The 14,711-nt window shown below is 72.1% G+C and carries 10 protein-coding genes; 7 read left to right on the top strand and 3 right to left on the bottom strand.

The window, feature by feature from the left end:
• The first annotated feature begins 14 nt into the window (after window positions 1-14).
• The gene (locus tag IR212_RS04820; protein ID WP_194397843.1) at window positions 15-602 is read left to right on the top strand and encodes a TetR/AcrR family transcriptional regulator; all 588 of its coding nucleotides are present in this window, start codon (window positions 15-17) and stop codon (window positions 600-602) included.
• A complete protein-coding gene (locus tag IR212_RS04825; RefSeq protein ID WP_228479485.1) occupies window positions 599-2,266 on the top strand; it encodes a glycerol-3-phosphate dehydrogenase/oxidase in 1,668 nt (555 codons plus the stop codon). Before IR212_RS04820 ends, IR212_RS04825 begins: the two co-directional genes overlap by 4 nt.
• On the opposite strand, the gene IR212_RS04830 is transcribed toward IR212_RS04825, so the two are convergent.
• Window positions 2,241-6,008, bottom strand: coding sequence for a multifunctional oxoglutarate decarboxylase/oxoglutarate dehydrogenase thiamine pyrophosphate-binding subunit/dihydrolipoyllysine-residue succinyltransferase subunit (locus tag IR212_RS04830; protein WP_194397844.1), 3,768 nt, complete (start codon window positions 6,006-6,008; stop codon window positions 2,241-2,243). The genes IR212_RS04825 and IR212_RS04830 overlap by 26 nt on opposite strands.
• A 177-nt stretch (window positions 6,009-6,185) precedes the next feature.
• Here IR212_RS04830 and guaB1 point away from each other — a divergent pair, with 177 nt between their 5' ends.
• On the top strand, window positions 6,186-7,643 hold the full coding sequence (gene guaB1, locus IR212_RS04835) for a GMP reductase (RefSeq protein ID WP_194397845.1): 1,458 nt from the start codon (window positions 6,186-6,188) through the stop codon (window positions 7,641-7,643).
• 39 nt (window positions 7,644-7,682) lie between these two features.
• Here the strand turns inward: guaB1 and IR212_RS04840 are convergent, their stop codons facing one another.
• Window positions 7,683-8,777 carry a YihY/virulence factor BrkB family protein gene (locus tag IR212_RS04840; RefSeq protein ID WP_194397846.1) on the bottom strand — a complete coding sequence of 365 codons (1,095 nt, stop codon included), beginning with the start codon at window positions 8,775-8,777 and terminating at the stop codon, window positions 7,683-7,685.
• Window positions 8,778-8,979: 202 nt separating this feature from the next.
• Between IR212_RS04840 and IR212_RS04845 the strand changes: the two genes are divergently transcribed.
• Entirely contained in the window at window positions 8,980-10,311 is a 1,332-nt protein-coding gene (locus IR212_RS04845; protein ID WP_194397847.1) for a hemolysin family protein, read from the top strand.
• Window positions 10,308-11,366: a hemolysin family protein gene (locus IR212_RS04850; protein ID WP_194397848.1), complete on the top strand. Its 1,059-nt coding sequence runs from the start codon at window positions 10,308-10,310 to the stop codon at window positions 11,364-11,366. The genes IR212_RS04845 and IR212_RS04850 overlap by 4 nt, the downstream gene beginning before the upstream one ends.
• 68 nt (window positions 11,367-11,434) lie before the next feature.
• Here IR212_RS04850 and IR212_RS04855 read toward each other — a convergent pair whose 3' ends face one another.
• On the bottom strand, window positions 11,435-12,523 hold the full coding sequence (locus IR212_RS04855) for an NADH:flavin oxidoreductase/NADH oxidase (RefSeq protein WP_194397849.1): 1,089 nt from the start codon (window positions 12,521-12,523) through the stop codon (window positions 11,435-11,437).
• A 40-nt stretch (window positions 12,524-12,563) separates the two neighbouring features.
• Between IR212_RS04855 and IR212_RS04860 the strand changes: the two genes are divergently transcribed.
• Both IR212_RS04860 and IR212_RS04865 read left to right on the top strand, forming a co-directional pair.
• Window positions 12,564-13,436: an ADP-dependent NAD(P)H-hydrate dehydratase gene (locus tag IR212_RS04860; protein ID WP_194397850.1), complete on the top strand. Its 873-nt coding sequence runs from the start codon at window positions 12,564-12,566 to the stop codon at window positions 13,434-13,436.
• A 51-nt stretch (window positions 13,437-13,487) separates the two neighbouring features.
• Entirely contained in the window at window positions 13,488-14,699 is a 1,212-nt protein-coding gene (locus IR212_RS04865; protein ID WP_228479486.1) for a hypothetical protein, read from the top strand.
• Window positions 14,700-14,711: the final 12 nt, after the last annotated feature.

A 14,711-nucleotide genomic window follows, 5' to 3' on the forward strand; every position in this document is an offset into this window, starting at 1 on the left:
TGTATCTTTGTCACATGGCCGACGGAGCGTCCGACACCGAGACCGCGATCCTCGACGCCGCGCTCGCCGAGGTGCTCGCGCACGGCATCCGGCGGACGACGGCATCCGACATCGCCCGACGGTGCGGGATCGCGCGACAGACGCTATACCGCTACTGGCCCGACGCCCAGGCCGTCTTCGCGGCGCTCATCACGCGCGAGCTGCTGGCCGCCCTCCCGGTGGACGACGGCGAGTCCGCGGACCTGGGCGGTCTGGTCGAGGTCCTGGTCGAGACCGCCGACCGCGTGCGGCGCCTTGCGCTCGTGGACCGGCTGCGCGACACCGATCCTGAGCTGTTCGCGCGCTACATCCTCAGCCGGCTGGGCACCAGTCAGCGGGCGATCCACGCCGAGACGGCCCGGCGTCTGTCAGCCGCGCAGCGTCGCGGTCTCGTGCGCGCCGGAGACCCGGCGCAGCAGGCGGCGATGGTGCTCCTGATCACCCAGTCGGCCGTCCAGTCGGCGCCGCTCGTGGCCGAGTGGCTTCCCGCCGAGGCATGGCGCGCCGAGCTCGCCCATGCGCTGCGCGGGTATCTCGGGCCCGGCGGCGAGGTGTCGCGGTGACGTCCCGCATCGTCGGACGAACCCCCGGCTCCAGCGCGCTGAACGCCGCCCGCCGACGGCGCGAGCTCGAGGCGCTCGGCGAGGAGCGCGAGATCGACGTCCTCGTGGTCGGCGGAGGCATCACCGGCGTGGGGATCGCGCTGGACGCCGCCTCACGGGGCCTGCGCACGGTCCTCGTCGAGCGCGGCGATCTCGCCCACGGCACCAGCCGGTGGAGCTCCAAGCTCGTCCACGGCGGTCTGCGCTACCTCGCCTCCGGCCAGATCGGCATCGCACGCGAGAGCGCCCTCGAGCGCCACGTGCTGATGACCCGGACGGCGCCCCACCTCACCCGGGCGCTCGCCCAGGTCGTGCCGCTGCATGGTCCGGGCCACGTCGCGACCGGCGCCGTCATCGGACTGGGATACGAGCTCGGCGCCGGCCTGCGGCGCACCGTCGGCACGCCGGGAGCCCTGCTGCCCGGCCCGCGCGCGCTGGGGCCGGAGGCGGTCGCGCGCCTCGCGCCGGCGATCCGTGCCGAGGGGCTCCGCGGCGGCGTGCGCGGCTGGGACGGCCAGCTGATCGACGACGCCCGGCTCGTGGTCGCCGTCGCCCGGACGGCCGCCGGGTACGGGGCATCCGTCCTCACCCGTGTCGAGGCCGTCGCGGCGACCGGCGGCGAGGCGCACCTGCGCGACGTGATCACCGGCAGTCGCGCGGCCGTGCGCGCGCGGGCGGTGGTGAACGCCACCGGCGTGTGGGCGGGCAGGCTGGATCCCGGCCTTCGACTGCGGCCCAGCCGCGGCACGCATCTCGTCGTGCCGACCGAGCGGCTCGGCGACTCGGAGGTGTCGCTCACGGTGCCGATCGCGGGCTCCTCGAGCCGGTTCGTCTTCACCCTTCCCGCACAGCACGGCCGCACCTACATCGGCCTCACCGACGTGCCCGTCGACGGCCCGGTCCCCGAGGCCGCCGTGGCCACGGACGCCGAGATCGAGATGCTGCTCGGCACGGTGAACGCGGTGCTGGCCGAGCCGCTGGAGCGCACCGACGTGCTCGCGACCTTCGCGGGGCTCCGGCCTCTCCTGTCCGGCACGCACGACGAGACCAGCGACCTGTCGCGGCGGCACGCCATCGTCGAGTCGGCCACCGGCGTCCTCAGCGTCGTCGGCGGGAAGCTCACGACCTACCGGCGGATGGCCGAGGATGCGGTGGACGCTGTCATCCGCCGAGACCCGTCGCTGCCGCCACGTCCCTCGCGGACGCGCGCGATTCCACTGGTCGGCGCGTGGCCGCGCGATCGCCTGGGCGAGATCGCCGCACCCGCGCGCCTGGTGCGCCGGTTCGGCGCCGAGGCGCCCTACGCCGCCGCCCTACGCCGCCGCCCTCGCCGACGGCCCGGGCGCGGCGTGCGGCGTCACCGCACAGGAGCTGCAGTGGGGCGTGGCGGTCGAGGGCGCGCTCGGCGTGGACGACCTGCTGGACCGTCGCACGCGGCTCGGCCTGGTCGCGGCGGACCGCGAGGCGTCGGCGGATGCCGCAGCCGCGGCCTTCGCGCGCGCCGACGTCGAGCCGCTCACGCCGGCGGACTGAACCCCGAGTACGGCGCGGGCCCCGTTCCCGCCGCGAGCAGGAACGGGGCCCACGCCGTGGCTGGCGTCAGAGCGTCAGCGCCTGCTGCATGATCTTCGCCTGCTCGGCGGCGTGCACCTTGGGGGAGCCGGTCGCGGTGGAGGCGGCGGACGAGCGGGAGACGCGGCTGATCGTGCGGCCGTCGAGGTGCTTCACGAGCTCGAGGGCGATGAACGGCCACGCGCCCTGGTTCTCGGGCTCGTCCTGCACCCACACCAGCTCGGCGTCCGGGTACGAGGAGATGACCGCGTTCAGCTCGGCGACGGGGGCGGGGTAGAACTGCTCGAGGCGGACGAGGGCGATCCCGGGATCGGGGTTCTTCTCCAGCTCGGCGCGCAGATCCCAGTGGATCTTGCCGGCGTGCAGCAGCACCCGCTTGACGGCCGACTTGTCGATGCCGCGGTCGTCGTCCAGGACCGGCTCGAACCGGCCGGTGAGGAAGTCCTCGACCGGGCTCGTCGCGCCGCGCAGGCGCAGCATCGCCTTGGGGGTGAACACGATCAGCGGGCGACGCGGGCGGGCGTAGGCCTGACGACGCAGCAGGTGGAAGTACGAGGCCGGCGTCGAGGGACGGGCGACGGTCATGTTGTCCTGGGCGCACATCTGCAGGTAGCGCTCGATGCGCGCGGACGAGTGGTCGGGTCCCTGGCCCTCGTAGCCGTGGGGGAGCAGCAGCACGACGCTCGACTGCTGGCCCCACTTCTGCTCGGCCGACGAGATGAACTCGTCGATCACCGACTGCGCGCCGTTGGCGAAGTCGCCGAACTGGGCCTCCCACAGCACGAGGGAGTCGGCGCGCTCGACCGAGTAGCCGTACTCGAACGCCATCGCCGCGTACTCGCTCAGGAACGAGTCGTAGACGTAGAACTTGCCCTGGTCGCCGGACAGGTTCGTCAACGGGATCCACTCCTGCCCGTTGGCGCGGTCGTGCAGGACGGCGTGGCGCTGCACGAAGGTGCCACGACGGGAGTCCTGGCCGGCCAGGCGCACGTTGGTCTTCTCCAGCAGGAGCGACCCGAACGCCAGCAGCTCGCCGAATCCCCAGTCGATGGAGCCGTTGCGGCTCATGTCGAGGCGCTTGTCGAGCAGCTGCTGCAGCTTGTTGTGCACCGTGAAGCCCTCGGGCTTGTTGACGAAGGTGTCGCCGATGAGGTGCACGATCTCCTTCGACACGCCCGTGGTCTCCGGCTCGCCGGCGACGGGAACCGAGACCTCGTCGGCGGTGATCACCGGGGACGAGCCGGTCTCGGCGGCGTGCGTCTCGGCGAAGGCGACCTCGAGGCGGCTCTGGAAGTCCTGCTTGGCCTTCTCGTACTCCTCCTCGGTGATGTCGCCGCGGCCGACGAGGGCCTCGGTGTACAGCCGGCGCACCGAGCGCTTCGCCTCGATGAGGTTCGTCATGAGCGGCTGCGTCATCGACGGGTCGTCGCCCTCGTTGTGACCGCGGCGCCGGTAGCAGACGAGGTCGATGACCACGTCGCGGTGGAAGCGCTCGCGGTACGCGAAGGCCAGCTGGGCGACGCGGGTGACGGCCTCGGGATCGTCGCCGTTCACATGGAAGATCGGCGCCTGGATCGTCTTGGCGACGTCGGTGGCGTAGACCGAGGTGCGGGCGTCCACGGGCGTGGTGGTGAAGCCGACCTGGTTGTTGACCACGACGTGCACGGTGCCGCCGGTGCGGTACGCGCGCAGCTGCGACATCTGCAGGGTCTCGACGACGACGCCCTGACCGGCGAAGGCCGCGTCGCCGTGGACGAGGATCGGCAGCCAGGTGAAGGTGCCGATGGGCTTGCGGTCCTGCTTGGCCCGCACGATGCCCTCCAGCACCCCGTCCACCGTCTCGAGGTGGGACGGGTTCGCGGCGAGGTAAACGGGAAGCTCGGACTGGTTGTCGGCGACGAAGGTGCCCTCGGTGCCCAGGTGATACTTCACGTCGCCCGAGCCGCTCTTGGATCCGATCGCGACAGAGCCCTCGAACTCGCGGAACACCTGGCCGTACGTCTTTCCGGCGATGTTGGTCAGCACGTTCAGGCGGCCGCGGTGAGCCATGCCGATCGCCGCGCCGTCCAGGCCGGCCTCGGCGGCGCCCTGCAGGATCTCGTCGAGCAGCGGGATCAGCGACTCGCCGCCCTCGAGGCTGAAGCGCTTCTGCCCGACGTACTTGGTCTGCAGGAACGTCTCGAACGCCTCGGCCTGGTTGAGCTTGTCGAGGATGCGAAGCTGCTCGTCGTGGCCGGGCTTCTGGTACTTGACCTCGACGTTCTGCTGGAACCACGCGCGCTGCACGGGGTCCTGGATGTGCATGTACTCGATGCCGATCGTGCGGCAGTACGAGTCGCGCAGGACGCCGAGGATGTCGCGCAGCTTCATCTGGCGCTTGCCGCCGAAGCCGCCGGTGACGAACTCGCGGTCGAGGTCCCAGAAGGTCAGACCGTGGCTCTCGATCTCGAGGTCGGGGTGCGTGCGCTGCACGTACTCGAGCGGGTCGATGTCGGCCATCAGGTGACCGCGGACGCGGAAGGAGTTGATGAGCTCCTGCACGCGCGCCTGCTTGTCGACGCGCTCGGCGAGGTCGACGTTGATGTCGGGGGCCCAGTGGATCGGGGCGTACGGGATGCGCAGCGCCGAGAAGATGTCCTCGTAGAAGCCGCGCTGCCCGATCAAGAGCTCGTGCACCTTCTTCAGGAACTCGCCCGATCCGGCGCCCTGGATCACCCGGTGGTCGTAGGTGCTGGTCAGCGTGATCGTCTTGCCGATCGCGAGCTCGTTCAGCGTCTTGTCGCTCGCGCCCTGGAACTCTGCCGGGTACTCGAGGGCGCCGGCGCCGACGATGCAGCCCTGCCCCTTCATGAGCCGCGGCACCGAGTGCACGGTGCCGATGCCGCCGGGGTTGGTCAGCGAGATCGTCGTGCCCTGGAAGTCCGCCGCGGTCAGCTTGTTGCCGCGCGCGCGGGTGACCAGGTCCTCGTAGGTGGTGAGGAACTCGTTGAAGGAGAGCTGCTCGGCGCGCTTGATGCTGGGCACGAGCAGCGCGCGGCTGCCGTCCGGGCGGGGAAGGTCGATCGCGATGCCGAGGTTGATGTGCGCCGGCGCCACCACCGAGGGCTTGCCGTCCACTTCGGCGTAGAAGACGTTCTGGCTCGGAAACTCCTTGAGCGTCTGGATGATCGCCCACCCGATGAGGTGAGTGAAGCTCACCTTGCCGCCGCGCGTGCGGGACATGTGGTTGTTGATGACGATGCGGTTGTCGATCATCAGCTTCGCCGGAACCGTGCGCACGCTCGTGGCGGTGGGGACCGTGAGCGACTCGTCCATGTTCGCCGCGAGGGTCTTGGGCAGGCCCCTCAGCGCGGTCACGACGTCGGCCTCGGCCTCGCCGTCGGCCGAAGAGGGCTGCGCCTTCGGAGCCTGCGCCGGGATCGGCTGCGGGGCGGCCGGGCGCGCGGTGGTGCGGGCGACGGGCTGGCTGCCGACGACCGGCACGGGCGCCGTCACCGGCCGGGGCTCGTCCGCGGCTGCCGGATTCTCTGCAGGCGCGGGAGCCGCCGGAGCCTCTGCAGGCGCGGGAGCCGCCGGTGCAGGAGCGGCGGCTGCCGGAGCGGGGGCCGTCGGAGCTGCCGTCTCCGCGGGGGATGCGCCGTCGACCGGGTGGTAGGCCTCGAGAACGGGCCACCATGCCTTGTCGACGGAGTTCCGGTCGATCTTGAACTGTTCGTACAGCTCCTCGACGAGCCACTCGTTGGCTCCGAACTCTCCCTCGTTCGAAACCCCGACGCCCGTCACCTGGCTCGACACGCTGAATCGCCTGCTTTCATCGGTGAAGTTCTGGGATACGCGTGGGGCTGCACAGCCTGCGCACGCGTCGGTTAAGCCTAGCCCAGTCTGGGCGGGCGGTTCCGGTCACCGCCCGCGCATCAGCGGAAAGAATGCACACCATTACCTGCACAGGAAGTGTCACTACCCTTGGCGGTCATGGAGTTCTACGGCGAAGCCCCCGACGTCGACCTGACGTACTCTGACGTCTTCCTCGTTCCGCGCCGATCCGCCGTCGCGAGCAGGCTCGATGTCGATCTCGCCCCGGGCGACGGCACCACGGCGACCATCCCGCTGGTCTCGTCCAACATGAACTCCGTCACCGGTGCGCGCCTGGCCGCCACGCTGGCCCGGCGCGGCGGACTCGGCGTCCTCCCGCAGGACATGCCGCTGCAGGAGCTCGACGCCGCGATCCGCTGGGTCAAGGCGCAGCCGGTGACGTGGGACACGCCACTGGTCCTGCCGCCGGACGCGACCGTCGCGGACGCGGCGCGGCTGCTGCCGCCCACCGACGGGCACGGGATCGTCGTGGCCGAGGCCGGCGGCGACCGGATCGACGCCGATGACGTGCTGGGCATCGTGCCGGCGACGCGCCTGGGGACCGCCCTTCCCGACGCGCGCCTGGGCGACCTCGCGCGCGGGCGTGCCGCATCCGTGGACGCCGACGACATCGAGGGCGCGCGCCACGCGTTCGACGTGATCGTGGCCGCCGGCGCCGAGATGGTGACGGTGCTCCACCATGGCCACCTCGTCGGGACGCTCTCGCGGCGCAGCGCGCTGCGCTCGACCCTCTACCGCCCGGCGGTCGACGCGTCCGGCCGTCTGATCGTCGCCGCCGCGGTCGGGATCAACGGCGACGTCGCCGCCAAGGCGCAGGCACTGGCGGCCGCCGGCGTCGACGTGCTCGTGCTCGACACCGCCCACGGTCACCAGGAGGGGATGCTGCAGGCGCTGCGGACCGTGGCCGATCTCGACCTCGGCCTTCCGATCGCCGCGGGCAACATCGTCACCCCCGAAGGCGTGCACGACCTCGTGACCGCCGGAGCGACCATCCTGAAGGTGGGTGTGGGTCCCGGCGCGATGTGCACGACGCGCATGATGACCGCGGTGGGGCGCCCGCAGTTCTCGGCGGTCCTCGAGACGGCCGAGGCCGCCCGAATGATGGGCGCGCACGTGTGGGCCGACGGCGGGGTGCGCTACCCGCGCGACGTCGCGCTGGCGCTCGCGGCGGGCGCGGCATCCGTCATGATCGGCTCGTGGTTCGCGGGCACCATCGAGGCGCCCGGCGAGCTGCAGGTCGACCAGGGCGGGCGCGCCTACAAGGAATCGTGGGGCATGGCTTCGACGAAGGCGGTGCACGAGCGGTTCGGGCGCCTCGAGCCGTACGAACTCGCCCGCAAGGAGCTGTTCGCGGAGGGCATCTCGTCGTCGAGGATCTACCTCGACCCGCTCCGGCCCGGCCTGGAGGACCTCCTCGACATGATCACGTCGGGCTTGCGGTCCTCGTTCACCTACGCCGGTGCCGCGACGGTGGCCGAGTTCCACGACCGCGCGCGCGTCGGGCTGCAGTCGGCAGCCGGCTACGAGGAGGGCAAGGCGCTGCCCGTCAGCTGGTGACGAGGACGGATGCCGCGGGCCGCGGCATCCGCCACCGCCTCAGCGTTCTGGGCGGTCACCGCCCGTGCGCGCCGGCTCGTCGTCGTCCTCGTGCTGGAGACGGATGCGCTTGCCCTCTTCGACGTCCTTGCGCTCCTTCTCGGCGGCCTTGTCGCTCTTCCGGGTGTCGCGCGGCGGGAGCTGGATGTCCTCCTCGGCCGCGATGCCGGCCTGCAGCTGGCGGCCCCGCTCCAGCTCCGCGTCGAACTCGGCCCCGAACAGCAGCGCGATGTTGGCGATCCACAGCCACAGCAGGAAGATGATGACGCCTGCCAGCGATCCGTAGGTGCGGTCGTAGTTGGAGAAGTTCGCGACGTACAGCCCGAACAGCACCGAGGCGATGACGAGCGTGAGGATCGCCAGCAGCGATCCCATGCTGATCCAGCGGAACTTCGGCTGCTTCGCGTTCGGGGTGGCGTAGTAGAGGATCGCCACCATCAGCACGACGATCAGCGCGAGCACCGGCCACTTCACGATCTCCCACACGGTCGTCGCGACCTCGCCCAGGCCCAGTGCCGAGCCGACCGCGTCGGCGACGGGGCCGGAGACGACGAGGATCACCAGCGCCACGACGATGAGCACCACGCCGATGACGGTCACGAGCAGCTGTGCGGGCTTCAGCTTCCAGAAGGGGCGTCCCTCCGGGATCTCGTAGATGCGGTTCATGGCGCGACTGAACGCCCCGACGTACCCCGACGCCGACCAGATCGCCAGCAGAAGACCGAGGACGAGGCCCCAGCCGGCGGCGGGGGACTCGGCGAGCTGCTCGAGCGGTCCGCTCAGCGTCTCGGCTGTCTCGGGCGAGGCGGATTCGACGACCCCGAGGATCGCGTCGGTCGCCTGCCCGTTGCCGGCGATGAGGCCGAAGATCGAGAACACCGCGACGAGTCCGGGGAAGATCGCGAGCACCGAGAAGTAGGTGAGGGCGGCGGCGATGTCGGTGCACTCGTCCGCCGAGAACTCCCTGGCCGTCTTGACGAAGACGTACTTCCAGGATCGCTTCTCGATCTCGCGAGGCGTGTCGGGCTTGTCGGGGTGCTCTGGTGACGGAGCGTTGCGGGGATCCGTCTGCCGGTCGGCGCTCGTGTCGGTCATGCCCCCCAGCCTGCGGACTGGTGGCCACCGTCACGGAGGGGGTTGACACGTCTGCCCGCAAGCCGGACGGGATCCACGGGCACGCCCGTCCGGCGGCGCCGCGGAGCGCCTGCCGTAGACTGGGCGGCACGATGGACGACCCTCCCAGTTGCAGACGTCAGCCCCACCGACCCGACTCCCCGACGAACGGGGGTGACGTGTGATGGACTACGTCATGCTGGGCGTGGGGCTCCTGCTCACCATCGGCACCGGACTGTTCGTCGCCAGCGAATTCGCGCTGGTGAACCTCGACCGTGCCGACCTCGAGGCCCGCCAGGCCGCCGGCGAGTCCCGGCTCACCCTGACGATCAGTGCGCTGCGCATCACCTCGACGCATCTGTCCAGCGCGCAGCTGGGCATCACGCTGACGACCCTGCTCACCGGCTACACGATGGAGCCGGCGATCTCGAACCTGCTCGCCCCGGTCTTCGACGCGTGGGGCATCCCCGAGGGCGTGTCGCGACCGCTCGCCGCCGTCATCGGCGTGTCGATCGCCACCGTGTTCTCGATGATCATCGGCGAGCTCGTCCCGAAGAACTTCGCGCTGGCGGTTCCGCGCCAGACCGCCAAGCTCGTCATGCCGTTCCAGGTCGCGTTCACGACCGTCTTCCGCCCGGCCATCGTCGTGCTCAACGGGAGCGCCAACGGCGTGCTGCGGGCCATGGGCGTCGAGCCCAAGGAGGAGCTCTCCGGCGCTCGCACGGCGGAGGAGCTGTCGAGCCTCGTGCGCCGCTCGGCCAGTGCCGGCGTGCTCGAGCAGGACACGGCGTCGCTGCTGGATCGCAGCCTGACCTTCGCGCGCCTGAGCGCCGCCGACGTCATGACGCCGCGGCCCAGCATCCACGCGCTCGCCGCGGACGACTCCGCGGAGGACGTCATCCAGCTCGCCCGCCGCACCGGGCACAGCCGGTTCCCGGTCTACGGCGAGTCGATGGACGACATCACCGGCATCGTCCACCTCAAGGCCGCCGTCAGCGTCCCGCGCGAGCGACGCGCGGACGTGCCCGCCGCCGCACTGGCGACCGAGCCGCTGCGCTTCCCCGAGGCGGTGCACCTCGACGTGCTCGTCGCCGAGCTGCGTGCCCGCGGCTACCAGATGGCGGTCGTCGTCGACGAGTACGGCGGCACGGCCGGCGTCGTGACGCTGGAGGACCTCGTCGAGGAGATCGTCGGCGAGGTGCTCGACGAGCACGACCGCCGGCGCGCCGGAATCGTCCGCCTCGACGACGCCGTCATCTTCCCCGGCGAGCTGCGGCCCGACGAGGTGCGAGACCGCATCGGCATCCGCATCCCCGAGGGGGACGTCTACGACACCGTCGGCGGGTTCATCATGAGCGTCCTCGAACGGATCCCGGCCGTCGGCGACACCGTCGATATCGAGGACGGGGTTCTCGAGGTCCAGCGCATGGACGGGCGCCGCGTGGACCGCGTGCGTTTCGCCCCCACCCCGGTGCCGCACGCCGCGGCGGCGACGGAAGGCGGTGAGCGTCGATGAACGACTGGGCCGGAATCGCCTGGCTCGTGGTGCTCCTCATCGCGAACGCCTTCTTCGTCGGCGCCGAGTTCGCCGTCATCTCCGCGCGCCGGTCGCAGATCGAGCCGCTCGCCGAGAAGGGGTCGCGCTCGGCGAAGACCGCGCTGTACGCGATGGAGCACGCCACGCTCATGCTCGCGACCAGTCAGCTCGGCATCACGATCTGCTCGCTGCTGATCCTGAACGTGTCGGAGCCGGCGATCCACCACCTGCTCGCGGAGCCGCTCGGTCTCACCGGGTGGTCGGAGGGGGTCGTCGACGGGGTCGCGTTCGCCATCGCGCTCATCCTCGTGTCGTACCTGCACGTCGTGTTCGGTGAGATGGTGCCGAAGAACCTCGCGTTCTCGGTGCCCGACCGCGCCGTGCTCATGCTCGCCACCCCGCTGGTCTGGGTGTCGAAGCTGTTCCACCCGGTCATCGTGAGCCTGAACTGGATCGCGAACCACATCGTGCGGCTGTTCCGGGTTGAGCCGAAGGACGAGGCCGCCTCGACGTTCACGCTCGAGGAGGTCGCCACGATCGTCAACCAGTCGCGCATCGAGGGCGTCCTCGACGATGCGGCCGGGACCGTCGCGGCGGTGGTGGAATTCACCGACAAGAAGGCCGCCGACGTGGCGGTCCCGCTGTCGCAGCTGGTGACCCTGCCCGAGGCGACCACACCCGACGAGATCGAGCGCGCGGTGGCCAAGAACGGGTTCTCGCGGTACGTGATCGTCGACGATGAAGGCGCGCCGCTGGGCTACGTGCACCTGAAGGACATCCTGCGGGCGGCGGAGGGACCGGATGCCGTGAACGACGTCGCGCGCCCGATCACGACCCGCCGCATCCACCACATGGTGCCGGTGCGCGAGAACACCGACCTGGAGGACGCGCTCGCCGTCATGCGGCGCGCCGGTCGCCATCTGGCCCAGGTGCGCAACGACGAGGGGGAGACCACGGCGGTGCTGTTCCTCGAGGACATCATCGAGGAGCTCATCGGCGAGGTGCAGGACGCGACCCGCCGCCCCGGATTCTGACCTGCACGCCGGACGCCCAGGACCGACCGGTCCCGGGCGTCCGCCGTCGGCGAAGCGGCGGCGCCGGATCAGGCGGCCGGGCGTCGCGCGCCGGCCGGGCGGGCGCGCAGGTACTGCGCGGGCCAGTAGTCGATCTCGGCGCCCAGCTCGGATGCCGCGCGCAGGCCGTAGTGCGGGTCGCGCAGCCACTCGCGGCCGGCCATCACCGCGTCGGCCGCGCCCTCGGCCAGCACCCGCTCGGCGTGGGCGGCGTCGTCGATCATCCCGACGGCGTTCACCGGAACCCGCGCCTCGCGCCGCACCCGGGCCGCCAGCTCCACCTGGTAGCCGGGGCCGGTCGTGAGCTGCTGGTGCGCGACCAGCCCGCCACTGGAGATGTCGAAGAGGTCGGCGCCGCGCTCGGCGGCCCAGCGCGCCACGGTGACGGTGTCATCGGCGTTCCAGCCGCCGGGCGCCCAGTCGGTCGCCGAGAACCGCACGATGAGCGGGACGCCGGGTGCGGCATCCGTCACCGCCTCCAGCACGCGCAGGAGCAGGCGGGCACGGTTGCGGAGCGAGCCGCCGTACTCGTCCTCGCGCAGATTGGACAGCGGCGAGAGGAACTGGTGCAGCAGGTAGCCGTGGGCCGCGTGCAGCTCGAGGACCTGGAATCCCGCTTCGACCGCACGGCGGGAGGCGGCGGCGAAGGCCGCGACGATCCGGTCGATGCCCGCGATGTCCAGGGCGACCGGCTCGGCGTAGCCGTCGTAGGCGACCGCCGACGGGGCGACGGTGGCCCAGCCGCCGTCGTCGGCCGGCACCGACCCGCGGCGTCCCGTCAGCGGCGACCACGTCGACGCCTTGCGGCCGGCGTGCGCGAGCTGGATCCCCGCCACGGCGCCGCGGCGGCGGATGGCGGCCACGATCGGCGCCCACGCGTCGCGCTGCGCGTCCGTCCACAGTCCGACGTCTTCGGGCGAGATGCGCCCCTCGGGCGTCACCGCGGTCGCCTCCGCCACGATCAGACCCGCGCCCCCCGAGGCGAACTGGGCGAGATGCGTGTGATGCCACTCCTGCGGTACGCCGTCCACCGCGCTGTACTGGCACATCGGAGACACCCAGAGGCGGTTGCGGACGGTGACGTCGCGGAGCGTGAGGGGCGTGAAGAGGCGGGGCATGGTTCTCCGGGTCGGTCGGGGGGAGCGGTACTGTGGCCGCATGGAGCGGTCGCACGCGGCGCGGGAATGGACGCGTGCCGACGCCGCCCGCGCCCTCCGAAGGCCAACAGGCGCCGACGACAAGTATTCCCGAGGGGTGCTGGGCATGCGCACCGGCTCCGCGGCCTATCCGGGCGCCGCCGTGCTCGGCGTCGAGGCGGCGTGGCGCACCGGCCTCGGCATGGTGCGCTACCTCGGCCCCGAGCGGCCCACAGCGCTGGTGCTCGCCCGCCGTCCCGAGACCGTGACGGCGGACGGCCGCGTGCAGGCGTGGGTGATCGGATCGGGGACGGATGCCGCGGCCCGCACAGCCCCCGAGACCGCGGCGCTGCGCGCACTGCTGTCGGACACCGACCCCGTCGTGGTCGACGCCGGGGCACTCGACCTCGCCGCCGAAGCCACGACGCCGCGCGTCCTCACACCGCACGATCGCGAGCACGCGCGGCTGCGGTCGGCACTGGGACTCGGTCACGCGCCGGACGACCGGGTCGTCGCGGCCCGCGAGACCGCCGAGGCCACCGGTGCGGTGGTGCTGCTCAAGGGATCGGTGACCGTGGTCGCCGCGCCCGACGGGTGGGCGGCGACGGTCCGGTCCGGCACCCCGTGGCTCGCCACCGCCGGCACCGGCGACGTGCTGGCCGGCGTCATCGGCGCACTCGTGGCGGGAGCGACGGCGCGGGGGGTGCCGCCGGATGCTGCCGCCCTCGCCGCGCTCGCCGCCTCGGGCGCGTGGCTGCACGGGCGGGCCGGGGCGATCGCCGCAGCGGATGCGGCGGCCGGTTCGGGATCGGCGCCCGGCGGCGGCGGGCCGATCACGGCGCTCGACGTGGCCGAAGCGCTCCCGCGCGCGGTCGCCGAGGCGCTCGCGGACTGACGCGCTGGCGGCGGAGCGAGGACGCTCACGCACCGTCCCTAGGATGAAGGCGTGTCTCGGCGGGCGGTGGTGTGGATCGCGTTCGTCCTCGTCCACGCCGTCGTGCTCTGGCTGGGCTTCACCGACGACCGCGCCGCCTCCTGGGACGTCGATCAGCTCTACCGGTGGTGGGCGGGGCTGGCGCTCACCGGCGAGGCGACGCCCGGGATCACGTCCGACTGGATCTACCCGGTGCTCGCACAGGTGCCGATCCTCGCCGCGGGCCTGCTCGCCGCGCTGCTGGACTACACCCTCGCGTGGGCTCTGATCGTCACGGCGCTGGACGCCGTCGGCTTCGCCATCCTCATCGGACGGGGCCGCTCCCGCGGCCGGCTGCTGGCCGGGTGGTTCTGGCTGGCGGCGATCCTCTCCCTCGGCGGGGTCGGGATGTTCCGTCTCGACGCCGTCACGGTGCCGCTCGCGGTCGCCGGCTGCCTGTGGCTCGTGGGCCGCCCGTGGCTCGGGTCGGCGCTCCTCGCGGTGGCGACGTGGATCAAGGTGTGGCCTGCCGCGCTGCTGGCCGCCGCGCTCGTCGCCGTGCGGAGGCGACTGGCGATCGCCGGGGCGGCGGCGGCCGTGTCGGGCGCGGTGGCGATGGCCGTGTTCCTCTCGGGCGGCGGCGAGCACCTGTTCGGCTTCGTCGGCGACCAGGCCACGCGCGGGCTCCAGATCGAGGCCCCGGTCAGCACGGTCTACATGGTGATGGCCGCGGCGGGAGTGCCCGGGGCGGCCGTGGTCTACGACCCGGACCTCATCACGTTCCAGGTCGACGGCCCGGGCGTGGACGGCGTCGTCTCGGTGATGACGCCGGTGCTGATCACGGGGATCCTCGCGGTCGCGGTCCTGGGCGCGCTCAAGGCGTGGCGCGGTGCGACGTTCGCGGCCCTGTTCCCGGCTCTCGCCGCCGCCCTGGTGCTCGGCTTCATCGTGCTCAACAAGGTGGGCTCTCCCCAGTACATGACGTGGCTGGTCGCCCCGGTCGTCGTGGGCCTCGTGCTGGACCGCCGCCGGTGGTGGGCGCCGGCGGGCCTCACCCTCGGCATCCTGGCGCTCACACAGCTGATCTTCCCGTTCGCGTACGACGCGGTGCTCGTCGCGGCGCCCGCCGCCGTCGCGCTGCTCGCCGTGCGCAACGTCCTGCTGCTCGCCCTGTTCGCATGGGTGGTGGTGCGACTCGTCCGCGTCCGCGTGCGGCCGGCTGTCCGTGCGCGCGTGACAGAGTAGAGCCCAGGTCGC

The sequence above is a fragment of the Microbacterium atlanticum genome (assembly GCF_015277815.1).
In the GTDB taxonomy this organism is placed as follows: domain Bacteria; phylum Actinomycetota; class Actinomycetes; order Actinomycetales; family Microbacteriaceae; genus Microbacterium; species Microbacterium atlanticum.

Bases quoted from the DNA above. Each gene is read 5' to 3' on its own strand.
- IR212_RS04820 (WP_194397843.1), top strand. From the start codon at position 15: ATGGCCGACGGAGCGTCCGACACCGAGACCGCGATCCTCGACGCCGCG.
- guaB1 (WP_194397845.1), top strand. From the start codon at position 6,186: ATGGAGTTCTACGGCGAAGCCCCCGACGTCGACCTGACGTACTCTGAC.
- IR212_RS04840 (WP_194397846.1), bottom strand. From the start codon at position 8,777: ATGACCGACACGAGCGCCGACCGGCAGACGGATCCCCGCAACGCTCCG.
- IR212_RS04845 (WP_194397847.1), top strand. From the start codon at position 8,980: ATGGACTACGTCATGCTGGGCGTGGGGCTCCTGCTCACCATCGGCACC.
- IR212_RS04850 (WP_194397848.1), top strand. From the start codon at position 10,308: ATGAACGACTGGGCCGGAATCGCCTGGCTCGTGGTGCTCCTCATCGCG.
- IR212_RS04855 (WP_194397849.1), bottom strand. From the start codon at position 12,523: ATGCCCCGCCTCTTCACGCCCCTCACGCTCCGCGACGTCACCGTCCGC.
- IR212_RS04860 (WP_194397850.1), top strand. From the start codon at position 12,564: ATGGAGCGGTCGCACGCGGCGCGGGAATGGACGCGTGCCGACGCCGCC.